Genomic DNA, 22,907 nt, shown 5'->3' with positions numbered 1-22,907 from the left:
GCGGCCGCAAACTGAGCGGTCTTTCTAGGAGTCTTATAGTCGAAGATCACCAGAACTTAGGGGGAGAAAAAGAGAACATAGGGCCAATGGGACATAATGCCGCGCTAGTTGTGGCATAATGTCTGTATGGCTCAAGCTGTCCACGTCGCTGAACCGTCCCGCTTTCTGGTATCTCTGCGGTTCGATCTGGAAAGCGTCGAAGCGGGAGTATCGGTCGAGACGATGACAAACTTCGTTTCGGCTTCCGGAGTGGATCTCAAGGACATTTACGACATCGTAATCCCGGCGCGCACGCTCAAACATCGGCGCTCACGCAAGCAATCGCTTTCGTCGGACGAGTCCGACAAGTTGGCAAGGTTAGTGCGCGTCTTCGACCAGGCCGTGTCCGTCTTCGGTGACGTGGAGCAGGCACGCAATTGGCTCAACAAGCCGAAGAAGCGCTTCGATGAACGGACTCCGCTCCAGATGCTTCGCACCGATTTCGGCGGCCGAATGGTCGAGGAAATGTTGGGGCAAATCGACGAAGGCATGTTCGCCTAGTGGGAGTGAAGGACCTCTGGCGTATCAGTAATCACCGTTCACTCAGCGGAGAAGGCGGGCTCAAGTATGCGGCACGATGGCATAGCGTGGGTCGTCGCATCGTCTATCTTGCAGAGTCGCCAGCCGGTGCAATGGTCGAAGTTCTCGTCCATCTGGAACTCGACGACGATGATTTGCCAGTCGGATACACGCTTCTTCGCGTGAGTGTGCCGGATGAGCTGCCGCTCGAAGAGATCAACGTCCCCGTGAGCGACGCATGGAAATCAGATCACAGTCTCAGCCGGAGCCTAGGAGACGAGTGGCTCGCGAGAAGGACAACAGCCTTGGCGCGGGTTCCCTCTGCCATCCTCCCGAACACATGGAACTATCTACTTAACCCGTTGCATCGCGACGCGGAACTCATTCAGATCGTAGATACCACCCGAGCGGAGTTCGATCCTCGGTTGCTGAAACACCTACGCGGCTAAGGAGATCGATGCGGAGGCCACCACTTAGAAGTGGCGCTTCTCTGCCATCTCCGCATTCACGGTTTCTTGTGTTGTAAGGAGGGCATCGACCTAATGGTGAGCGAGGTGCCTGAAAAACGATTTCGCGCCGCCGAGATCGGCCTTACGAATGGATGTGGTGCAACGGACCTGAACTTGGGTACTGAACCAAGTACGCCTACTAAAGTAGGAAGGGAAGAAGCGGCTGTTTCGTGCGGTAGATTCTAACTTTAAGTGCCCTATTTTACAGGGCGCCGAAGTGCAAGGTTTTCGGGTACACGTTTGGGTGGGCGTCAGTTCACCCTAATTTCGGCAAGTTAACGCTAATAGATAGGAATGCTTTTAGCCAGTTCGCTAATTACACTCACTTTTCATATCTATTACGACTTACCGGATTCCTCAGAGCCTTCAAATTCCCATCGAACGATCTAGGGGAAGTCGAATTCACCGCGGACGCGAAGATGTTGATTTCCGCTGTTCAATAAACAATATCAAGGCTTTTGGGGTCGCTTGGCAATTTGATCCACGATGATATCTCCCAATGCGGACTGTCCGTGCAATTTAGCCGGGATAACTTGTCGAAATTGAGACAAGAGTCGACCCGCGTCGTCGAGGCATTGCAAATGCCTCTATTCATATCTAGAGCCTGTTATGACCTCTGGACCATTGTCCTTGATCTGTTTGTAACTCAAGTGCTAGTACGTTCGCCTGCACTCTACCGAGAGGCTCCGCCTGTGGTTGATCCGGCAGGAGTGGGCATAACTCCTGCGACAAAGGTCGGTTGACATTTATTAGAGAGAGCTTCTTTAAGTATGGATAATTACTCTAAGATGATCCAACGTCCCAATTGATTTCTGCGTCGAAGAATTATCACTCGAGGTGACCTGTGCATTCTTTTCGTCTGCCTATAACTATCGCCCTTTTTAGCGTCCTAGCTATCACAGGTTCAGCCTATGCTGACACCTTTGACTTCACTGTAACTGGATCGTCAGGAACGTTCAGCGGATCTGGAACTCTCACTGCATCATCGATTGGGGCCGGAGAATACATGATCACTGCTATTACTGGTACCGGAGTAACAGGCTTAATCGCACCTGGAAGCTTTAACGGCAACGATAATCTACTATTTCCCTCAACCGTCCCACAGGTAAATTCGAATGGATTTAGTTTCGTAGACGTAAACGGGCCTGATAAGTTCGACGTAAATATATTTAGCGGCGGCTCAGGATACTTCGCTTATCTACAAGACGAAGACCACTTTACCGAAACCGTACCTGTCACTTTTGAGCTTGCCTCAACAGTTCCAGAACCTTCTACGTTATTGCTACTGAGTACAGGCATCCTTGGCCTGACTGGGGTAGTGCGCCGCCGTCTTTCCTTTTGTTAGATCGCCGAGTACGCCGGTCTTTGGCAAAGCACTTGTAATGTTTAGAATACTGACGATGTCTTTCCCGGGCAAGATCGATCCTTCACCATCGTTAGGCCGATAACCGATATGTTCCGATGACTCGGAGGGTCAGGCGCCTGGGAGGGCGTTCACCGGTCTCTATGAGACTAATGCGCTTCTCTTATGACTGCCATACGTGATGTTGCCATATCCACACCATCTCGGTTGTGGCTTTGACCTTATTCACCTCCAGCCGCCGGCAGGAAGTTTGCGCCTTTGCGACGTACTCCATGGTGTTTGCAATAGGTCAGGATTGACAGTTCCCGCGTTTCGGGCGAGTAACCTCCATACGAAGCACAGTTCGTAGGCAGGGAGGTCAGATCGAAGTTTTTATTAGCCCAGTAGAGAATGAAGCGGGCTCCGCCGTTCTTTGGACGGACGGATCGAGGAGGTCGCGAACCCGTATGCAATGTGCGCGGCGAAAGCGTCGCGATCCGCCCATTCGCTCACTGCTCGGACGAACTCCTGTTCCGTTTGAGCATCCAACGCAGATTCGCGAATGCATTTATCTAGCTTCGCGATAACGCCCCCACCGACACCTCGCGCCTCTATCCTCGCCCACGATATCTCCCCAACGATTGTCCCGTGCTGCCGCAGTTGGCACATCATTCTCGTCCGCGTCCAACGACGGGTCTAGAAAAGAAGAAAGAGCTAGCCACATTGCTGTCGAAGGTCACTCTCATAACTCTGCCTTGGATTTACCTTGAACTGTCTTAGCGATTCGAACGGTCGCTTCGTGGGAAAGATTCACGAAGGGACTTTCGTTCATCCCTACTCACTGCGTCGAAGTTAACCGACAGACCCACTCGCATCCCACTGACTTTTATCTGGGCAACGCTCGCTGTGTTTGTTCTTGCTGCGTGCTCGGCTCAGGATGCCACTGCTAGGCTCGACAAGCTTTCCGAGGTTGACGAGGACGAAAGGCAACCACTGGCTTGCACCTGTGCTGACAACAGAACTCCGATTTCGTGAAGGGCCTCATTATCATGGGCGTCCTTCGAGTCGTCAAGAAGCGCCACGCGAATGCTCATGTGTTTATTCATCAATCAAAAAAATGACAAAATTTTGACAAGTGAAGCTTGACGATTGTTGCAGCGCAATGCGATAACTGCTTGGCGTCCATATAGTTACGTCCAGACAAACCTTTTTTGCTAAAGACAAGAAGATGTCGGGAAGATTTCACGTAGCGGCGGTCGAGTTGCACCAATTTATACAGGCAGAACACTTCGGAGAGGCGAACAAGATGAAAGTCAGAATGATGCTCACGGTTCTTTTTTGTGGGCTGGTTGGGGGAGTGGGATTTGCTCAGAATACGAATTCTGGGGATCTGCGCGGCACGGTCACCGATACCACGGGAGCAGTAATTCCCGGAGCGTTGGTTCAGGTCAAGGACGTCGACAAGGGTGTAGTCAAGACTTACGTTACCAATGCGGCGGGTTTGTACGATACCGGTTCGATTACGCCGGACCATTACCTGCTTACGTTTACTATGGCCGGTTTTTCGACCTTCGTGCGCGGCCCAATTACGCTGGACGTTTCCATTCAGACCATCGACGCGCAGCTCAGGGCAGGCTCGACACAGCAGGAGATCGTGGTAAACACGGATGTGCCACTGTTGAACACGGAGACGGGCTCGCAGGAGGCTACACTGTCCTCCGACGTTATCTCGCAACTGCCCCAGACCAATCTTGGTGCGGACTGGGAGTCTTTCACCGTGTTGCTACCCGGCGCCGCGGGCGCGCCTGAGAACGCCAGCAGCGCCTCCAATCCGGGCCAGGTGGCCGCCATTAATGGCAACCTGCCCTTCGAGAGCGTGTTGGCCGACGGTGCTACGACCACCTTGCCGATGAGCATGAACTCTGATGTCACGATCTTTGAGACAACCTCTGAAGTGAAGATCAGCAGCAACGGCTTCTCGGCGCAATACGGTCAGGGAGGCATCATTTATAACCAGATCACAAAAGGTGGAACGAGTCAGTTCCATGGCGCCGGTTATGAGTACTTCGCTAACAACGCGCTGAATGCCAACCCCTATGAGTTCGGCACCACCGGCGTGGAACTTCCCAAGCTACGCTTCAACAACTTCGGTTTTTCCGTCGGTGGTCCGGTTATTTCGCACAAGCTCTTCTTTTATTTCGACTTCGACAAGACAATCAACAACGGTACGAGTATTGGCAAAGAAACACTACCGCTAGGGCAGAACGCTGCGATGGCGAACGGCGATTTTACCGCCCCTGGAATGCCGACTATCTATGACCCAACCACGCAGACGATCCAGTACACCGGAAGTCACACGTACACGACATCTGCCGGCCCTGTCACCCAGCAGTGTCCTTGCGCCATCCGCAAGTCTTTTGCCGAGGAGTATGGGAATGGCAACCGCATCCCGACTGCCATGATCAACCCAGTCGCTATGAACTTCCAGACTCTTCTGCAGACGCTGGGCAACAACGCAGTGCTGCAGCCGGCCAATGTTGGCGCTTCACAGATCGTGCAGGGAGTTGTCACCAATAACTATGGGTATAGCGCGCCGAACATCAATCCGTTTACCAAGTACTTCGGCCGTCTGGATTACGATGTCAACTCCAAGAACCGGATCACCATTTCGCAGACGGAGAGTGATAATCCTGGCGTCAACTTTGGGCAGAATGCCTGTCCTCTCAACTGTGAAACAGAAGATGTAAGTCGCGAAAATGCCCAGATCTCGGATGTATGGTTCTTCAGTTCGACGTTACAGAACGAAGCGCGTTTCGGTTTTACCGATCAGTTGAACTTCTTTGGTCCAGAGACTCAAGGAAAAGGCTTCCTGGCAATGGTTGGGTACAAGCTCGCCAAGGTGGATGTCGTTCCGGGGTTCGGCCCAGGCAGTAGTATGACTGGGTTCAGCACTGGCAATACCTCGCCATTCATCTACAAGGAGTTTGTCTACGATCCGTCCGACGTGGTGACGCTTATTCGTGGGCGGCACGTCCTGCACTTCGGCGGTGAGTTCCTGATCAGCCTTGCCGATTCTACTCAATACGGTTATCTCAATGCCGGAACTCCGAGCTTTGGAGGTCTTTATACCTCTCAGGGCGGACAGATTACTGCATCACACGGCACGGGCGACGGCTTTGCTTATGCAGACTTCCTGCTAGGCCAGATGAATAGCTACAACGCAAGCGTGACGCCGGAGTATGGTGCTCGGACCAAGAGTCCGCAACTCTTCATTCAGGACGATTACAAGCTGCGTCCCAATCTGACCGTCAATCTGGGTATGCGCTACCAGGTCCATACCGGCTGGAATGAGGTCAAGGGTAATGAGAGTGTCTTCGATCCCACCGTGGCAAACCCAGCCGGCGGCCTTGGCGCTATATGGTATGGCTTCAGCAAAGCCAATGGTCGCGGTCAACTGATTGCGCCGAGCTATAACAACTGGCTTCCACGCCTCGGCTTTAGCTGGCAGCCTATGAAAGATACAGTCATTCGCGGCGGCTGGGGTATATATGCCTCAACTCTGAGCCTCGACACCTACGGCGCAGGCATGGGCGGTGCATTTGGCAGCAGTGGAGGTGTCAGCGACACAACAAACGGCATCTGTCCCGTTGCCCAGATCGACAGTGACGGCAGCAAGTCCGATACGACCGATCCCGGTTGCGGCGTTGTCTCCAACGGCACGAACTTCAATTCGTTGACACCCAATGCCGCATATCTAACCGCGCCGACCACAGCGGATGCCCGCAATGGCCAGGGCGTAAGTTACAACCAGTACCATACCCCTCTACCGAAGAACTATCAGTGGAATGTGTCGCTGGAGCGTCAATTGGGTCAGAACTACGTAGCTACTCTTACTTACGTGGGCAACCATGGGGCCGACCTGAGTTTCCCTGTGGATATCAATCAGGTTCCTGAGAACAAGCTTAGTGCCAACGACCTCGGCAACAAACCGTATCCGGTGTTCCTCGGTATCACCGGAAGCACCAATAATGCCATCTCGAACTACAACGCACTGCAGGCCCAGATGACCAAGCGTCTGACCCAGGGCTTTCAGTTAAACGTAAACTACACCTGGTCGCACTTCCTTGATGATCTGGACTCGTCCGGCTGGGGAGCCCGTGAAGGCTACCAGAACTATCAGAACGCCTTCAATCCTTCCGCTAACTATGCCAACAGCAACTTCGACATTCGAAATATGTTCAAAGGGCAGGCAATCTATCAGCTTCCCTTCGGCAGAGGAAAACAGTTTTTGAATAAGAACCTCCTGCTGGACCAGGTATTGGGCGGATGGCAGGTCTCCGGTGTATGGGTGATCGAAGGCGGTAATCCCATGGGCATCACGACCGGAAACAATAACTCCTCGAACAATCAGTCTGGCGGGTACACACAGCAAGCGAACCTGGTCGGCAATGTCCATCTGCATGGCAGCACGAAGTCTCGCCTGAGGGAGTGGTACAACCTGGACGCGCTGGCGGTGCCTGCTCCTTACACCTACGGCAACTTCCTCAGGAACCAGGTGTATGGCCCTGGAGTTGTCAACGTGGCTGCTTCGCTGGGCAAGTCGTTCGACGTCTGGCCGGAGCGCGGTGTGAAGCTTCTGTTCCGCGCAGATGCAGGAAACGTGTTGAATCATGCCAGCTTCGGCCAGCCTGGAAACAACGCTATTGGACCCGGACAGAGCGCAAATATCACAAGCACGACAGTCGGCGGCAGACAGATTCAGTTGTACGGCCGCGTCTCGTTCTAGTTCAGGTCGGTAAACCTTCCGAAGAGAGACGGCGATCTTCGCCGTCTCTGCCTTTTGCGAGGGATACTTTATGAATGAAGCTACAGCCCAGCTGCAACATCTACCTCAAAAAACAATCCGGGGAATAGACCATGATGTTACGTCGACTAGTCAGACTCGTCGCTTTCTCAATCTGCCTTACGCCTCTTTCTCTCCTCGCCCAGTTTGCCCATACACGTCAAAAACAGATCGTCGATGGAAGCAACAAGCCTCTCCTGCTTCGCGCCATAAGCCTGGGCAACTGGTTTGTTCCGGAGGGCTACATGTGGAACTTCGACGGAGGCCCGCAGTCAAGCCGCGAGATCGAGGCCCTTGTCGCAGAGCTCCTCGGACCGGACAAGTCAGCCATCTTCTGGCGTCGGTACCGCGAAAACTACACCACACAGCGGGACATACATCTCCTGCACGAAGCAGGCTTCAACGCCATCCGCGTTCCCATTCACTACAAGTACTTCGAAACCAGTAACGCGGAGGGATTCGCGCTGTTGGACCACGTCATCCAATGGAGCCGTGAAGAGGGTCTCTACGTCATCATCGATATGCACGCAGCTCCCGGCGGACAGACCGGCGCAAACATCGATGATAGCTACGGATACCCCTGGATCTACGACAGTCCGATCGAGCAGGCGCATCTTGTCGCGATCTGGCAGCGCCTGGCAAAGCGTTACAAAGATAATCCCACCGTCCTCGGTTACGATCTGCTGAACGAACCTATACCGAACTATCCCGGTCTCGCCCCCCTCAATTTAAAACTCGAACCGCTCTATAAAAAACTCACCGCGGCTGTCCGCGAGATCGATTCACATCACATCCTCTTTCTTGGTGGCGCCCAGTGGGACAGCAACTTTGGCGTCTTCGGGCCGCCCTTCGACAGCAACACCGCCTACACCTTTCATCAGTACTGGATGACGCCAGATCAGAAGGCGCTCCAGCCCTATCTCGACTTTCGTGACCGCTACAACGTTCCGCTGTGGCTTGGAGAATCCGGAGAGAATACCGATGAGTGGGTCGCTCAGTACGTTGCGCTTCTCAACAAGAACGATATAGGTTGGGCCTTCTGGCCGTACAAAAAAATGCTGAAAACATCAAGCGTCGTAACTATTACGCCGCCCGAAGGTTGGGATCAAATTGTAGCCTTCGCAAAGTTGCCGCGCGACATGGGCAAGGTTAAGGAACGGCTTACTGCTCGGCCCTCGCAACAGATCATCGATCATGCATTCGACGGCCTCCTCGAAAATATTCAACTTGAGCATTGTCAAATCAACTCCGGTTATCTGAGGGCCCTCGGACTCAAGTCGGCTCCGTTGCTTCAGTAATAATTAGGCAGAACAGAGAAAGCAAACTTGACCTAATCTTGGAGGTCTGCTTCGCTGTGGGTATTGGCAAGATAGAGGAAATAGAGAAGATAGCTGTCTTTGGAGACGCCAGCGGCGTGTTCCAGCAAAACTCGCGACACTGTTGCGAGTTTTAGATCAGACTGCATCGTCCGTTCAAACGCCGACTTCTTGATTTGTCGTTCGAATTCGCGATGCGACCATCGTTCGGTTGATCGATTTCGCTCGGCTAGACGAAACTCGTGAACCCACCCATTCACTACTCCTGACCAGCTTGTAGTCTGAAAAAGGTTGAGGCGGTCGGGCCGATGACCGACGAGCGCTAATAGACAGCCACGTCCGTCGGTCTGGAGTCCAGTTGCCCCGCCGCATCTTGGGACTTTCTGAAAATTCCGGGCTGTAATCTCGGTCAACTTGAGTTGAATCACTCTGAGCGTCGAGAAAGGCGGCACAAATCATGCGTCACAGGGTGTTAGGAGTCCCAACCAACCCTCTTCATTGGCCGATCCCCAATTAGGTATATGGTTTCCGGTTCGGAATGGTGCTCTAATTCTGCTGCGAGGAGAGATATGCCGAAGCGGCTGGCTATTACGATTGCAGGTGCGGTGTCCTTGGGGAGTTACGAGGCGGGGGTTCTGTATGAGGTGCTGGATGCAATTCATCAGCACAACTCCGCCGAGGGGGTGACAGACGACGAGAAGATTCTTATCGATGTCATGACGGGCGCCTCCGCCGGTGCGATGACGGCCGCGATTGTGGCGCATAAAATGTTGTATTCGGCCGATGAGTTTCGCGACGCGTATGATAACCCGCTGTACAACGTGTGGGTAAAACGCATCGACCTCAAGGGATTGTTGAAGACGGTGGACGAAACGACAGGCGCGGTGGAACCGCCGCTTCGTTCGATCTTTTCGTCGAATGTTGTGGAGGGAATCGCAAAAGATATGCTGCTGGGACGATATGCAGCGGGGGAGTGGCACGCTCCCATAACGCACATAGCTGCTGCGCGGTCGATCTCAATAGGAATGACGCTGACGAACCTGAACGGCGTGGACTACGGCTATGACATGCAGCCTTGCGGGAAGTTTATCTACACGCGGCATGAAGACCAGATGACAAGAGTTGTAAGTGTGGACGGGAGCGACAAGCCAGAAGTGTGGCGTGAGCTAGCAGACGCTTCGGTGGCAAGCGGAGCATATCCGTTGGCATTTCGTGCAAAGGAGGTGGACCGCCGGCGGGCGGATTACCCGAAAAACGGTCTGGAACCGTGGACCGATGATCCGTCGAGGTTTACGTACACCGATGGCGGAATCTTGCAGAACGAGCCGCTGGGAATGGCGAAGAACCTGGTGGATGAGATCGACAAGCATTGGTACAACGACAGTCGGTTCTATTTGTTTGTGTCGCCGCATGGAAGAACTTCGAGCGCGGATTCAAGCTTTTGCGAGATGAATGCAGACTACTTTCAGATGATGAAGCGGTGGGCGAAGGTACTCCTAGGCCAGTCAGAGTTTCAGGACTGGATTACAGCGGTGGAGATGAATGAGCAGATTGCTCTAATGGATGCTCGCGCCAGCGAACTGGTAGAGAAGCTGCGTTCCGGCCAAATTAAGAGCGGAAGCCTGAAGAGGACCGCGGATGGTTTGCTGAAGGTATTGTTTTCGCAGCCGACGCGGACGGGGACGAGGCAGGTCGCGAAGATCGGGAAAGAGAGCCTCGCTGATGCCAGGCGGCGGATTGAACACCAATACAAGGAGGAGATCGCGCATCTGGGGGCAGGAAGCTACGCCGCCGATGCATTTCGCGATACCGTGCTTGCGTTTGAGACGGCGGCGAATTTGGGACAGTGCGACTATATGCGGATCTATGGAATCGCGGTTTCCGAGGAGTTGCTGGCGGGGGCAGACCTGACGGGCTTTCTGGGGTTCTTCGACGAGCGGTATCGCGTGCATGACTATGACCGGGGACGGATGGTGGCGAGAATGGTGTTGACCGATCCCGTCATGAGTGAAGCGGGAGAGCTAGGACCGATACGGTATACGCCGAAGCATACGAACCCAATCGACAGCACCCTGAACGGGCTGCAACTGGCGCAACTGTCGGTCGAGGAGCAAAAGGAATTTCGCGACGGTGTGAAGAAGCGCGTGAGCGAGATGGTGCGATACCTGATCGGGTTCTGGTCTTATCCGGCGGACGTGGTGGTGATCGAACCGCTGATGAATGCGATTCTGAATCATTTGTTTCGGGAGTAGCAATGGCGTGGGCTGGGGCGCGGACGCCTCGAAAGCTTTCCATCAGATCGGCAAGCCGCCACGTCATGCGGGTAGAAGCCGCGAAGTTGGCACCGGGACAGAGCCACGAAATGGCTGTGATTTATGACCAGGAAAGGCAAAAAGGAAATAGCAATCGGGCGACACTTGCCGTAGCGCGGAAGATGGTCGCGTATCTGCTTGCTGTAGATCGGCAACAGAGAGACTTTACCCCTGCTGAAGAACGCAGGACTACGGCAGCATAAAATACTGCCGAAATAAAACAGGATGAACAAAATGCGCAGACTGCCAGGTCCTGCATGTTGCCGACTGAGCGAAGGAGATCACACTCCCGAGGCTCTCTACGAATTGTTTCGGGACCGGCAGAGAACACAAACTCAATCTTAGGGGATCGCCGTCACGGGCCGTGTTGAGCGATATTAGATTTTCGCTAAGGGTTTGCGCGTCTGAACCGAGTGCATTTGCACTGCTCTAACCAGTTCCAGAACTCCACCCAGGAGAAGGCCGACGACTACGGAACCACCAGCAGCATAAGCGACCATCTTGAGGATCTGCATAGATACCTCCATTCCTAATGGTAGTCCATGCCAATCACTACGGGTGTAAGGTGCGTTTGCCCGTCACTCGGACGCAATTATCGAGAGGGCCGCGGCAATCTGCGCTTCGACCGCAAGACTTGCGATGAATTCTCCTAACACTCTGCTAATTTTTCGACCATTCCGGATTCAAAGCTATGGAATTAGGGACGGACAGCGCGACTTCCGTACCTGCCGCGGCGCGGCTCCAAACCTTGAGTCTGGCGCCCACTCTTTCCGCCCGTTCGCGCATACCAGTGAGCCCCCAATGTCCCTCGCGTCCCGCACGCAACACTTGAGGATCGATCCCGCAACCGTCGTCGCGGACGACTATCCTGAAGAGCTTCGGGGCATACTCAAGCTTGACTTCGATGCGGCTGGCTCGGGAGTGGCGGAATGCATTCACCAATAGTTCCCGGCCGATGTGATAGACCTCGTCCCGAATGAGCGGATGTAGCTTTCGGGCCGAACCTAACACAATCACCCGAAAATCAATCTGCACTTCGATGCCCAAATCTTGCGGAATTCGGGAAAATGTCTGCCCTAGGTCGTCGAAGTCTGAATTGGATGAACGGAGTCCTCGAACCGCGTTGCGGCCCTCTTCCATGACGCGTCTCATCAATTCGAGAACACGGCTTAACGGCAGCTTAGCGGGCGAATTCGCGGGTAGCTGGTCCACTGCAACATCTAGCTGCATAGCTGCGCTGACAATGCCTTGCAGCACTGTATCGTGTAGGTCTTGGGCAATTCGCGTACGCTCAGCTGCGCGTTCCTCGAGACGGGCACGCATCTCCCCGAACGTTGGCCGCAAACGCGACACATAGGGGCTTCTATACGCAAGAGACAATCCATCGAGCCGCATGACAGATCCTCCTTTCTGCAAGTGAAGGCCGTCTTCCTGACTTCTTACGCTCACCAGCCTGGGACCCGGGCGCAGCATGAAGCTATCAAGAGCGCCCGTGTTCCAGCTTTGACTGGATCGTAGCGGCGAGAGATGTTCGTGTCCATTACATGTTCCCGCTAGGAGGCGATCGCAGGCCATCACTCGGCATAGAGAAAGGGAGCAAACCCATACCCGTACCTAGCGAGAAGTCATTGCAACCACGCGCCCGAGGCTGCGGAGAGTGCCAGAAGGCAACGCAAGTTTCAACGCGGCGAAATGTCGTCCGAGCATTACCATAACTCTGTGCCGATCCTCCAAAAGTTCCTTCTCTTCCTGCCGCTTCTGGTGCCCTGCGCAAAGGCGCAAACCCTTACCATCACCCACGCAACGCTCATCGATGTCACCAACGGCAAAAGTCAGCCCGACACCACCGTGGTCATCAACGGCAATCGCATCGCCAGCATCGCTCATTCCACCAAAGCCAATCCCAAAGCAGGCCAGATCGTCGATGCCAAGGGCCAGTACCTCATTCCTGGCCTCTGGGATATGCACACCCATGTCTACTTCGATAGCACTGCCGCTGACGGCACGGACCTCATCCTTCCGCTTTTCCTCGCCAACGGTGTCACCGGCATCCGCGATATGGGCAGTGCCCTTGACTCCGTCCTCCAGGCCCGCGATGACGTAGCCGCGCACCGCATCTTCGGACCGCGCATGGTTGTCTCGGGTCCCATGCTCGACGGTCCCAAATCCCACTACAAAGCAGCCGTTCCCATAGCCACACCTGAGGACGGACGCAACGCTGTGGACATGCTCAAGAGCCGAGGGGTCGACTTCATCAAGGTCCAGTCCGGTGTCCCTCGTGAAGCCTACTTCGCCATCGCCGAAGAGTCGAAAAAGGTAGGTATCGAATTCGAGGGTCACGTCCCCGACGCCATTCGCGCCTCCGAGGCCGTATCCGTCGGCCAGCGAACGTTCGAGCATCTCATCGGTATCTTCGAGGCCAGTTCCCTCGATGAGCACAAATACCTTACCGGTACAAAGACCCCCGGAATGTTCCTCGAGGGCTACGATCCAGCCCGCGAGGCAGGCATCATTCAGCTTCTAGCGAAGAACCATGTCTGGCAGTGCCCAACCCTTTTCTGGGAGCGTGGCCAGTGGCTCGTCGACGCCATCGACTACACCAAAGACCCGGACCTCGTATACGCTGGTCACATCTGGGCGACCAAGCAGTGGCCCGCAGCTCAGAAGAGCATCCTCAAATCCCTCGACACCGACCCTCTTGCTGTTCGTGAGAAGTTCGTCGATCACGAACTCGACATCGTTAGAAAGCTGCACGCTGCGAATGTGGCCTTTCTAGCCGGCACCGATACACCTGCGGGAGTCGATGTCATTCCGGGCATCAGTCTCCATCTTGAACTGCAGCGCTTTGTAGCGGCAGGCTTCACCCCACTCGAAGCCCTTCAGACCGCCACCCTCAATCCGGCAAGGTTCTACAACAGGCTCAACGACTTCGGCACTATCCAGACAGACAGGATTGCCGATCTCGTTCTTCTCAGAGCCAACCCGCTGGACAACATCGGCAACACCCGCAAGATCGCGGGAGTCATAGCCGATGGACACTACTTCTCACCACAGGACCTAGACCAACTCCGCGCCCTAATCAAACAGATTGCCGCCGCGAAATAGTTCTTCGATCTGCCGTTTCGAAAGAATCCTGAACCTCGGTGCGGAACTTCGTAACCACAGCCAAGGACTCAGTGCGTCTTTAGAGGGAGAACAGGCTTCTCGGGATCGTTCGGAAAGTCGCAGCCAAACCCAGAGTAGTCGGACGGGCACTGTAACAGCACAACATGGGACGACTGTTGCGCAAGCCCGTGAGCCTGACTTTCCCGCTCATTTTTGTTCAAACAAGTACAGTGCCGGCGTGAGAGGTATAATCCGCCTCACCATGCCGTTACTTCCGGGCGCGAAACTTGATGGCTACGAAGTTCTCGGCCTATTGGGCTCAGGTGGAATGGGCGAGGTGTATTGCGCGCGCGACCCTGTTTTGAAACGTGAAGTTGCGATCAAGATACTGCCGGCCCTTGTTTCGCAGGATCCCGATCGGCTGCGACGTTTTGAACAGGAGGCGCAAGCAGCCGCGGCTCTGAACCATCCCAACATACTCGCGATACACCGCTTTGGCGTCTTCGAAGGCGTGCCATATTTGGTGTCGGAACTGCTGGTAGGCGATACTCTGCGACAACAATTGGAACGTGGCCCACTGCCGCTCCGCAGAGCGATCGACTACGGCGTTCAAATCGCGCATGGATTAGCGGCAGCTCACACCAAAGGCATCGTGCATCGGGATCTCAAGCCGGAAAACCTGTTCGTTTGCAAAGACGGCCGCCTCAAAATTCTGGACTTCGGTCTTGCGAAATTACTCCAGCCGAAACCCGATCCGGACGGTAATGCGCTGACTCAGGCCCACGGGACGCATCCCGGAATGATAATGGGCACTGTCGGATACATGTCCCCGGAGCAGGTGCGTGGGACGACGGTCGATCATCGGGCTGATATTTTCGCCTTCGGCGCAATCTTGTACGAGTTGACGGTCGGCAAGCGGGCGTTCCAACGTCCGACTTCGGCAGAAACGATGACTGCGATCTTGAACGAAGATCCGCCCCCCATTTCGCAGATTGTCCAGAGCATTCCTCCTGGGCTACAGCGCGTCGTGCATCGCTGCCTAGAGAAGAACCCCGAAGAGCGCTTTCAGTCCGCGTCGGATTTAGGATTTGCGCTGGAAGCTTTGTCGGGAATATCCCTAGGTGTTGACGTCCCCGCGCCGGATCGTCAATGGCTGCGAAGAGCGCAAGCGCTGTCGATCGGTCTCATCGTAATCGTTGCCTTGGCGGCGGTCTTCTACTCATATCGGGCTTCTCACGCAGGTCACCCCGAGTCACGATTAGCGCATAGGCAGATCACTTTCGTCGGTAACGCATATATGCCTGCCATCTCCCCCGATGGAAAGTCTGTAGCTTATGTGACACACTCAGGAACCGAACAGAAACTGATGCTGCAAGATCTATCAGGTGGCCCCAGCCTTGAACTGCTACATGGACAAACGCTAGATGATCCCACATGGTCGTCGGACGGTTCTAGGCTGATGCTTGCAGTGGGGAATCAGGGTAAGGAAGAAATTTTTGTCATTTCTCGCCTCGGAGGAACGCCGCGACTAATAGGTGATGGAGTCTATTCCTGCTGGCTGCCAAGCGGGACTGAGATTGTGACGTCATGGCAGAACCCTGGTGCCGGAATCCGGTTGGTAAGCCTTCTAAACGGAGAAAAAAAACAGATACCCGCACCTGAATACCAATGGCTCTTCGGCATCACCTGTTCAACCAAGACCGCTACGCTGCTGCTTCTGACCGCGACCGCAGATCGGTATCAGATATGGTCGATGAAACTCGACGGAACCGAGCGGCGCAAGCTCATTGAAGGAGAGAGCGGAATCACGATTCGATCTGCAGTATGGTCTCCTCGAGGCGATGCAGTCTACTATCTCCGATCAGAGGGAGGCGTAACTGCGCTTATGAGACTTCCAGTTTCGGGTCAGTTAGGAAAGCCAACAGCGTTGGTCAGTGGATTGGAAACTGGAGGCTATCTCACGCTTTCGACGGACGGGTCGCAATTGGCGTATACACGGTCACAGTCTTACTCAAATTTGTGGTCGGTTGAACTACCAGCGTCTGGTTCAACCGCAGAGGCGCGCGAAAAGCCACTTACGTCGGGAACTTTGTCATACAACGAGCCCGTAATCTCCCCGGACGGTCGCTCTGTAGCCTTTACGATCGGATCCGACATCAAGGCCAACATTTATAAAATGGCGGTCGGCGGTGGCGAGCCGGTTCAATTGACGTCGTTTGAAGCCGCCGGAACCTGGAGTCCTGGATGGTCCCCGGATGGCAACGAAATAGCGTTCATCAGTAATCAAGGAGGCACTCCAAAGGTGTGGATAGTCAACGCCGAGGGCGGCACCGCTCGACGGTTAGATGCTACAGACGATACGTATTCTAATCATTTCCTCGCCTGGTCTCCGAGTCACGATATCGTCTATGCCAAAAAAGATATGCGCAATCTTCGCCGTGTAAACGTTCAAACTCAAGAGGAGAGATTACTTCTTCCGGTGGATTCAGGAGGTTGGCTAACCGCCAAGCCTATAGTCTCGCCAGATGGAAAAAAGATTGCCACCTACTGGAATCGTAGCCCTGCTGCCGGCACATGGCTTATTACCTTGGAAAACTTTTCAACCAGTTTGTTGTATCCAGATGTTGTTCCCTTCGGGTGGTCTTCCGACGGAGATTTTATATACGCGTTTGCTGATCCCGGTGGACGAGTGATTAGCGAGATCAAGCTTGGTGATTCGAAAAAACTTAGATCCGTGATCGCTATGCCCGGAGATCTCACTGCGGGCACGGTTAGCCCCGACGGGCGAAAAATCATAGTCAGCGTGGGGGAAGAGAAATCAGACGTGTGGTTACTGAAGGATTTTGATCCTCAAACTCAAGCCCAATAATTTCTTGCGTAAGTTCCTCGCGTGGAAATTGCTACTAACATCTTGTGCACATCGAGCAAACGCCATCTGTTTGACCTGCAGGTAGCGTAACCATGCAGTCAGTTTGAGGCGACGGATTTGTTCATGCAAGATTGGCACTCATTTTTGGACGACGTTTGCGAGATCAAGCAGTGGCAGAGGGAAATATAGCTGACGCAATATAAGAAGGCGCCCCCTTGGACTAGGCTGTGAGCGGTATCTCACCGTCAGAAAGGAGCGCTCTTATGGAAGGCACGAAGTATATCGGAATGGATGTTCACAAGGACTCGATCTCGATCGTGGTTCTGAACTCTTCGGGCAAGATGGTAATGGAATGCATCATCGAGACCAAGGCGATTACAATTCTCGAGTTCGTGCATGGACTGCGCGGGAGTCTGCATCTGACGTTTGAAGAGGGCACCTGGGCAGCCTGGTTGTATGACCTGCTGAAGCCGCATGTGACCAAGCTGGTGGTGTGTGATCCGCGTCGCAATGGCTATCTGAAGCAAGGCAGCAAGAGTGACCGAAACGACGCCCGGAAGTTGGCCGAACTGCTGCGCTCGAATATGCTGCGGCCGGTTTACCACGGCGAGCATGGAGTGCGGTCCCTGAAGGAACTGGCGCGGAGTTATCTGACCATCACCAAAGACCAGGCGCGCGTCATGACCCGGGTGAAGGCTATATATCGAAGCTGGGCGATTCCATGCGTGGGCAAACAGGTCTACGGACTGCGGCATCGTCGGGAGTGGCTGGGCAAGATCGAGGAACCCGGCGTGCGCCGGCGGGCTGAGTTTTACTACGCGGAGTTGGACGCTCTGCGCTCGCTCCGCTTAGTCGTGCTTCGCGAGCTACTGCTGGAGAGCAAGAAGCACACCGTATCGACACTGTTGAGTCAGATTCCGTCGATTGGCCCTATCCGGGCTGCGCTGCTGATCGCGCTGCTGCAGACGCCGGATCGTTTTCGCTCCAAGCGACAGCTCTGGGCTTACAGCGGATTGGCGATCGAGACTCACGACAGCGCAGAGAATCAGTTCGTCAATGGACAACTTCAGCGATCCAAAAAGAAACAATCGATTCGCGGTCTCAATTCGAATCACAATCACGATCTCAAGAATATCTTTAAGAGCGCCTCAGCTGTTGCTGCAGTCAAGAGCGGACCGTTTCAGAAGTTTTACGCTGCTCAGATCAGCAAAGGAATAAGGCCCGAGATGGCGCGGCTGAGCCTGGCACGCAAAATTGCAGCGATCATCCTGACCGTCTGGAAGAAAGGAGCTAGCTTCGACGCCAGTTATCTGAACCCACAAACAGCTTGAGTGTTCCCATAGTTCCGTTCCATCCCGTGGTTCCAATCCCCGCGGTGGTTTAACCGGTACTTGAGACACTTGGGTTCGAGAGCGAGTCTCAACTGCAAAGTTAGACGAGTGGTGCCTCGGGCACCCAGTCTCACACCTGACCATAGTCCCTCTCGGATAACCAGAAAAAGCAATGGACACGAGTCCCAGATAGAACCATGGTTGCCACATAACCAACGTTCTGCTTGATGGTTTCTCAAACTACTGGCATCGTCGCAAATCGAGTATGAACACCACAAGGGAAGAAGCCACCAGCGCTGCGCGGCTGTCTGCAGTCCGCAACGTCCCGGAGCCTTTGGAGGTGAATGCAAGAACAAGCCCGCTCAATTTCAAGGGGGCTGAAAGTCAACAAGAATTCAGCCGAGGGGGAAGTGTTTCTTGTTGACTTTCCTTCTTATAGAACTTTGCAGGTCTTCATTGGGGGCGCGGGATGAATCATCGCCAGTAATAGTCACATGCCTTCACATCTCTGAACCATGTCATGGCTCCCAATAGTGCAGCCATGACATTGTTCTCTATCAATTAGTAAAGGTGGGAGCACGCACTACTTTCACCCGCGACAAGCTTCTCAAGTTGAGATCCAAATCTTGCCGGACCTCTTAGGGCCTCCATCACGTCAACGGTCGCTTCAGCAGAGGATCTTGAGTTGGCGGCGGATAAGACGCAGGTCCTCGTGCTGGGCCAACGTGAGTGAGTGAGGGCAATGGCGCGTCCACACTCCTGTTTCGAAAAAGAGTGGCTGAGAACAAGAAGATCAAGTCGCGGCACATTGCTCACGATCTTGTTGACTTCAAGTAGATTTTTAGCAATCCAAACCTGACGGCCAATTGTGTTGAGCACACGCTGGCGTACTTCCAGCTTATGTTGATCTGGGCCGTACAGAAGAATTGAGATAGGTTCTTGATTCATCGGGTAACCTCTACTAAGGAAGTTAGACCGTTTCTTCGATGAAGTCGGTGATGGGCGTCACAGTTAGCCTCACAGCTTTAAACGGCCAGCCGTTCCAACCTTTCAGGAGCCAGAATCAGAATGGAAGATCCTCGCATCTGGATAAGCTCTTCCTTCCTGAAGCGGGATAACATTCGAGTCACCGTCTCGCGTGAGCTGCCGACCATATTCGCAAGCTCTTCATGCGTGAGTGCCATGGTAAAGCGCATCTCGAACTTACCGCAGGTCGCGGCAGTCTTCCCCCAATCGAGCAAGACGCCAGCTAGTCGCCCCGCAGAGGAGCTCGACAGAGCAAGGCGACGAGCATCGAAGAACGCTGCCTTGTAGTCGTCAGAGAGTGCTTTGGCTGCATGTAAGCTGCCTTCACCATGTTTCTCCAGGAAGGAAAGAAAGTCATCGCGAGGAATGCTCTTGATCTGTGTCGGTTCAAGAGTTTCGGCAGTCACTTCATAAGCGGAGCCAGAGATGACTGCTCCGAGACCCAAGACGTCACCGGGCAAGGCGATCTTCAGAATAAGCGTCTTGCCCTCTTTGGAGGTACAGAACAGCTTTACCTGGCCTGTACAGATGACAAAGACACCCTTGCTTCGTCCGCCTTCATTGAATAGGGTTGTGCCGCGGGCAAAACTCGTTTCGACGCCGATAGTCGCGTAGTCAACAAGTGCAGCTCCGTCCAAGTTGCAAAACATCCGCAAGGAACGGTGCTCACAGTTGATGCAATCCAGTGGTTGTGGATGCCGCGCTGATAAAGTTGGCAAGGATAGTCCCCGATCCATAGGAAGAGGAACCCTATGGATGCGACTATATACCTCTTGTCTGAAGGTTCGGGGTGTATTGCAAATCTATTACCTAACACTCCGGGCTGCTGAGTATCCTTTCGCTAAAGGCGCCGCTAACCCCTGTATTTAAGCCTCGGATTGTAGACTGCACGCTCTCAGCAGTCGCATAAGAGAACTAAGTACTGATTGCGTGAAGAGCTTCGAAAGCCTTAAGGAGGATTCGGGGATCATGGTTGCCTTTGAAGACCGGAGGTACAACGCGATCGAGCCCAAGTAGCGAATATACCGCCGTCTGTGCGGAGCGAACGGAATATTCAACGGTGAACACGACGTCTTCCGGAAGCTCGCAGAATTGACCCACAAAGGCAAAGTTCTTCGCACCTTCAGGCCTAACCTTTGGGCGGTCACCCTTTTCCCTGCACAAAAACTGGCTTGTGATGAAGGGCATCATACATGGTATGCAGTTGCAGCCTTTGAGAATGTCATCCAATTGCGCCTCGGCGCGAAGATGACCCAGTAGTTCCGTCATGATTTCTCGACCGTTGCACTTTGACATTGGTTTTGCAACGAAGTTTCCAGGTTCGTCGACGTGCAAACCGTAGCCCCAGAAGACGTACACTCCTGCAGGTTGATCGATGAAGTGTGGCTGATGTGGCAGCACGATCGACGCCAGCCAGTTGGAATCGGGGAAGGTAATGAGGCCACCCTCGCCCGGTGCATTGCCGGTGAGATCTCGAATAAGGTCGAAAAAGGTTGACCCTTGAAGGGTAGTCGTGAAAGAAACCCACTTCGATTTATCTACATGAGCGGAGAAGATCTCAGGATGGCCAAAGTCCGTCTCGCGCTCCACTATCCTCTCCCATAACGTCCAAGCCCCTCCATCCCGCTTGTCCTTCAAGGTCGGTGCTGCACTCATGGAGCCAAGACTCGACCCCTCCGTCATCGAACCGAGTGTAACAATAACTAAGTCACTCTTCTTCACCAAGATCTTTTCTGCACGCCCGTCCTGCTGGTAAGAGATGCGTTCAATCGATCTCCCTTCATAGTCATGGCAGAACCCGAGATCAACGACTTTGGCGTTGAAGACAAATTGCACGCCGCGCTGCTCCAGCCACTTACTCAGAGGGCGAACCATCGAATCGTACTGGTTATAAACGGTTCGCATAATGCCATTCAGCTTGCTGAAGCCCGCGACCATATGAGTAAACCTAACCAAATATCGCTTGAACTCAACAGCACTGTGCCACGGTTGAAAGGCAAAGGTCGTACACCACATAAACCAGAAATCGGTACTGAAGAAGCTCGAATCAAACTGATCGGCGATGCTGGTTCGCCCGAGCATGGATTCAGGCTCGAACTCCAGGCGTTCAATAGTGCGGATATGTCTCTCACTCAGGCCGAAGTCAGGAGTGTCGACTGCTTCACCGCCGCGGAAGAGGCGGGATCGGGAAGAGGTCTTCATCGTCTCGTTCCATTTGAATATCTCCTGAGTTACTGTTTGAGTCTCGTCAAGCGTCGGGATCGTTGAGAACAGGTCGTAAGTGCATACATACTTGCTCTCGATCATCCGGCCGCCGCGCATTATGTAACCCCGTTCAGAGTCTCCTGAGGCATCTAGACTTCCTCCGAGTTGAGGCGACTCCTCAAAGATGCGGATGTTGTGCCCTTTGAAGTTGCCATCTCGAATCAAGAAAGCTGCAGCTGCCAGCGATGCTATGCCGCCGCCTATCAGGTAAGCGACAGCGTCGACCTGAGTGTGCTTGTTTTGCATAGACGCCTTCTTTCTTATGGGACTTAGCGGTTAAGTCAGTCGATAAAACATACTTAGATGAGCTATTGAATCGTGGGCTGCCTGAGGCGCATCAGCGGTTGCCCTTCGTTTATGTCTTGCGCATCTCGCATCGGATCCAGACTGCCCGTCTCATGTCCCAACGGAAACGCCACCGTAAGAACAGGGCAGGGAGCTTCAGCGATGATTCGGTAGGCTATATGGGCCGGTGTATGTGAGGCCGCCAAAGATGCTCGACGAACGCCAAGAACGATCAGTCTGGCCTTGTGCGCCTGAGCATAATCAACGACTGCACTAGAGATTTCACTACCGTAGGTGACTGCACATACCGGTGGACCGGTCTTATTCTCCACCGTCGCCACCAAATGCTGTAAAGCCTCCGTGATGATCACAGGGATAATCCCCTTATGAAAATTGTCTTCAACTCCCCTGGGTAGTACGTGCAGGCAATGCAGCGACAGATTCATCGAAGAGCAGAACGAAGTAGCAATCTGTAATGCCTCAGTCGTCGTGTCGTGAAAGTCCGTTGCAAATACCACAACTCCTGGGCCGGCCCCTTCTTCTGGTCTTTGCGTAGCTGCTCGCGGACCCACAGTGAAAACAGGGCAATTCGCTCCTCGCAGGACGGCTTCGGCAGTCGAACCGAAAACAAGACGCTCAAAACCGTGAATGGACCTCGTTCCCAACACGATGATGTCGGCGTGTTCGGCTTCTGCCGTTTCGAGAATAGTTGAATGAGAGGTTCCACTGCCTATCCAGCCATCACAGGTGATATCGGAGTGCCTTGCCTCCTTAACGAGGCTGTCGAGGGATTGCTCCGCATCGTGATAGAAGCTATCAAGTTCAAGCAACATCCCTCCGGATTCGGGAGGGTTGGCGTTGGCGTACTCGAAGACATTAAGGATGTAAAGATCCGCTCGAAAAGAGAGACACAGCACAAGCGCGGCCTGGAAGGCTGCCCGCGAAGCTGCGGAGAAATCTGTTGCGAGGAGCACTCGCGTCGGGGTGGAATTAACCACAGCAAACATCTTTCTGGGCGTTGAACATAGAGTACCTCTTGGGAAAGTAGGCAATCCAGATTGCGAATGCCGACGACTTATTTCTTCCTCATTAGACCTGTCAATTCTCGAGCTGTCTGTGACGGCGGTCACTGCCAACACCTAAACA

General features: G+C 53.8%; 15 protein-coding genes. 9 read left to right on the top strand and 6 right to left on the bottom strand.

The window, feature by feature from the left end:
• Positions 1–126: 126 nt before the first annotated feature.
• From parS to RBB82_RS23165, 5 genes are all read left to right on the top strand, one after another.
• On the top strand, positions 127–540 hold the full coding sequence (gene parS, locus RBB82_RS23185) for a type II RES/Xre toxin-antitoxin system antitoxin (protein WP_433975486.1): 414 nt from the start codon (positions 127–129) through the stop codon (positions 538–540).
• Positions 540–1,007, top strand: a complete 468-nt coding sequence (locus RBB82_RS23180) for an RES family NAD+ phosphorylase (protein ID WP_433975485.1) — start codon at positions 540–542, stop codon at positions 1,005–1,007. The genes parS and RBB82_RS23180 overlap by 1 nt, the downstream gene beginning before the upstream one ends.
• 1,066 nt (positions 1,008–2,073) lie before the next feature.
• Positions 2,074–2,412: a PEP-CTERM sorting domain-containing protein gene (locus RBB82_RS23175; protein WP_433975484.1), complete on the top strand. Its 339-nt coding sequence runs from the start codon at positions 2,074–2,076 to the stop codon at positions 2,410–2,412.
• 1,303 nt (positions 2,413–3,715) lie between these two features.
• Positions 3,716–7,195 carry a carboxypeptidase regulatory-like domain-containing protein gene (locus tag RBB82_RS23170; RefSeq protein WP_433975483.1) on the top strand — a complete coding sequence of 1,160 codons (3,480 nt, stop codon included), beginning with the start codon at positions 3,716–3,718 and terminating at the stop codon, positions 7,193–7,195.
• Between the two features lie 131 nt (positions 7,196–7,326).
• Positions 7,327–8,550 carry a glycoside hydrolase family 5 protein gene (locus RBB82_RS23165; protein ID WP_433975482.1) on the top strand — a complete coding sequence of 408 codons (1,224 nt, stop codon included), beginning with the start codon at positions 7,327–7,329 and terminating at the stop codon, positions 8,548–8,550.
• A 32-nt stretch (positions 8,551–8,582) separates the two neighbouring features.
• Here RBB82_RS23165 and RBB82_RS23160 read toward each other — a convergent pair whose 3' ends face one another.
• On the bottom strand, positions 8,583–8,828 hold the full coding sequence (locus RBB82_RS23160) for a hypothetical protein (protein ID WP_433975481.1): 246 nt from the start codon (positions 8,826–8,828) through the stop codon (positions 8,583–8,585).
• Between the two features lie 309 nt (positions 8,829–9,137).
• Here RBB82_RS23160 and RBB82_RS23155 point away from each other — a divergent pair, with 309 nt between their 5' ends.
• Positions 9,138–10,820: a patatin-like phospholipase family protein gene (locus RBB82_RS23155; RefSeq protein ID WP_433975480.1), complete on the top strand. Its 1,683-nt coding sequence runs from the start codon at positions 9,138–9,140 to the stop codon at positions 10,818–10,820.
• Between the two features lie 437 nt (positions 10,821–11,257).
• Here the strand turns inward: RBB82_RS23155 and RBB82_RS23150 are convergent, their stop codons facing one another.
• Both RBB82_RS23150 and RBB82_RS23145 read right to left on the bottom strand, forming a co-directional pair.
• Entirely contained in the window at positions 11,258–11,395 is a 138-nt protein-coding gene (locus tag RBB82_RS23150) for a hypothetical protein (protein ID WP_433975479.1), read from the bottom strand.
• A gap of 145 nt (positions 11,396–11,540) precedes the next feature.
• Complete coding sequence (locus RBB82_RS23145; protein ID WP_433975478.1) at positions 11,541–12,275, bottom strand: sensor histidine kinase; 735 nt, start codon at positions 12,273–12,275, stop codon at positions 11,541–11,543.
• A 297-nt stretch (positions 12,276–12,572) separates the two neighbouring features.
• Here RBB82_RS23145 and RBB82_RS23140 point away from each other — a divergent pair, with 297 nt between their 5' ends.
• The 3 genes from RBB82_RS23140 (at position 12,573) to RBB82_RS23130 (ending at position 18,185) form a co-directional block, all read left to right on the top strand.
• Positions 12,573–13,985, top strand: a complete 1,413-nt coding sequence (locus RBB82_RS23140) for an amidohydrolase family protein (protein WP_433975477.1) — start codon at positions 12,573–12,575, stop codon at positions 13,983–13,985.
• Positions 13,986–14,223: 238 nt separating this feature from the next.
• Positions 14,224–16,854 carry an LpqB family beta-propeller domain-containing protein gene (locus tag RBB82_RS23135; RefSeq protein WP_433975476.1) on the top strand — a complete coding sequence of 877 codons (2,631 nt, stop codon included), beginning with the start codon at positions 14,224–14,226 and terminating at the stop codon, positions 16,852–16,854.
• Positions 16,855–17,117: 263 nt separating this feature from the next.
• Complete coding sequence (locus RBB82_RS23130) at positions 17,118–18,185, top strand: IS110 family transposase (protein WP_433975475.1); 1,068 nt, start codon at positions 17,118–17,120, stop codon at positions 18,183–18,185.
• Positions 18,186–19,210: 1,025 nt separating this feature from the next.
• On the opposite strand, the gene RBB82_RS23125 is transcribed toward RBB82_RS23130, so the two are convergent.
• The 3 genes from RBB82_RS23125 to RBB82_RS23115 form a co-directional block, all read right to left on the bottom strand.
• Positions 19,211–19,861 carry a Crp/Fnr family transcriptional regulator gene (locus tag RBB82_RS23125; RefSeq protein WP_433975474.1) on the bottom strand — a complete coding sequence of 217 codons (651 nt, stop codon included), beginning with the start codon at positions 19,859–19,861 and terminating at the stop codon, positions 19,211–19,213.
• 265 nt (positions 19,862–20,126) lie between these two features.
• Entirely contained in the window at positions 20,127–21,722 is a 1,596-nt protein-coding gene (locus RBB82_RS23120) for an oleate hydratase (protein ID WP_433975473.1), read from the bottom strand.
• A gap of 62 nt (positions 21,723–21,784) precedes the next feature.
• Positions 21,785–22,768, bottom strand: coding sequence for a universal stress protein (locus RBB82_RS23115; protein ID WP_433975472.1), 984 nt, complete (start codon positions 22,766–22,768; stop codon positions 21,785–21,787).
• Positions 22,769–22,907 lie beyond the last annotated feature (139 nt).

Source organism: Tunturiibacter lichenicola (assembly GCF_051013355.1).
Lineage (GTDB): Bacteria > Acidobacteriota > Terriglobia > Terriglobales > Acidobacteriaceae > Edaphobacter > Edaphobacter lichenicola_F.
The sequence above is the reverse complement of the archived record's forward strand: the minus strand, read 5'-3'. Positions and strand labels throughout refer to the sequence as shown.

What these genes read in the sequence shown, in the direction of transcription:
- RBB82_RS23155 (WP_433975480.1), top strand. Translation starts at nt 9,138, where the DNA reads ATGCCGAAGCGGCTGGCTATTACGATTGCAGGTGCGGTGTCCTTGGGG.
- RBB82_RS23165 (WP_433975482.1), top strand. Translation starts at nt 7,327, where the DNA reads ATGATGTTACGTCGACTAGTCAGACTCGTCGCTTTCTCAATCTGCCTT.
- parS (WP_433975486.1), top strand. Translation starts at nt 127, where the DNA reads ATGGCTCAAGCTGTCCACGTCGCTGAACCGTCCCGCTTTCTGGTATCT.
- RBB82_RS23175 (WP_433975484.1), top strand. Translation starts at nt 2,074, where the DNA reads ATGATCACTGCTATTACTGGTACCGGAGTAACAGGCTTAATCGCACCT.
- RBB82_RS23125 (WP_433975474.1), bottom strand. Translation starts at nt 19,861, where the DNA reads ATGTTTTGCAACTTGGACGGAGCTGCACTTGTTGACTACGCGACTATC.
- RBB82_RS23170 (WP_433975483.1), top strand. Translation starts at nt 3,716, where the DNA reads ATGAAAGTCAGAATGATGCTCACGGTTCTTTTTTGTGGGCTGGTTGGG.
- RBB82_RS23145 (WP_433975478.1), bottom strand. Translation starts at nt 12,275, where the DNA reads ATGCGGCTCGATGGATTGTCTCTTGCGTATAGAAGCCCCTATGTGTCG.
- RBB82_RS23120 (WP_433975473.1), bottom strand. Translation starts at nt 21,722, where the DNA reads ATGCAAAACAAGCACACTCAGGTCGACGCTGTCGCTTACCTGATAGGC.
- RBB82_RS23150 (WP_433975479.1), bottom strand. Translation starts at nt 11,395, where the DNA reads ATGCAGATCCTCAAGATGGTCGCTTATGCTGCTGGTGGTTCCGTAGTC.
- RBB82_RS23115 (WP_433975472.1), bottom strand. Translation starts at nt 22,768, where the DNA reads ATGTTTGCTGTGGTTAATTCCACCCCGACGCGAGTGCTCCTCGCAACA.
- RBB82_RS23140 (WP_433975477.1), top strand. Translation starts at nt 12,573, where the DNA reads ATGTCGTCCGAGCATTACCATAACTCTGTGCCGATCCTCCAAAAGTTC.
- RBB82_RS23130 (WP_433975475.1), top strand. Translation starts at nt 17,118, where the DNA reads ATGGAAGGCACGAAGTATATCGGAATGGATGTTCACAAGGACTCGATC.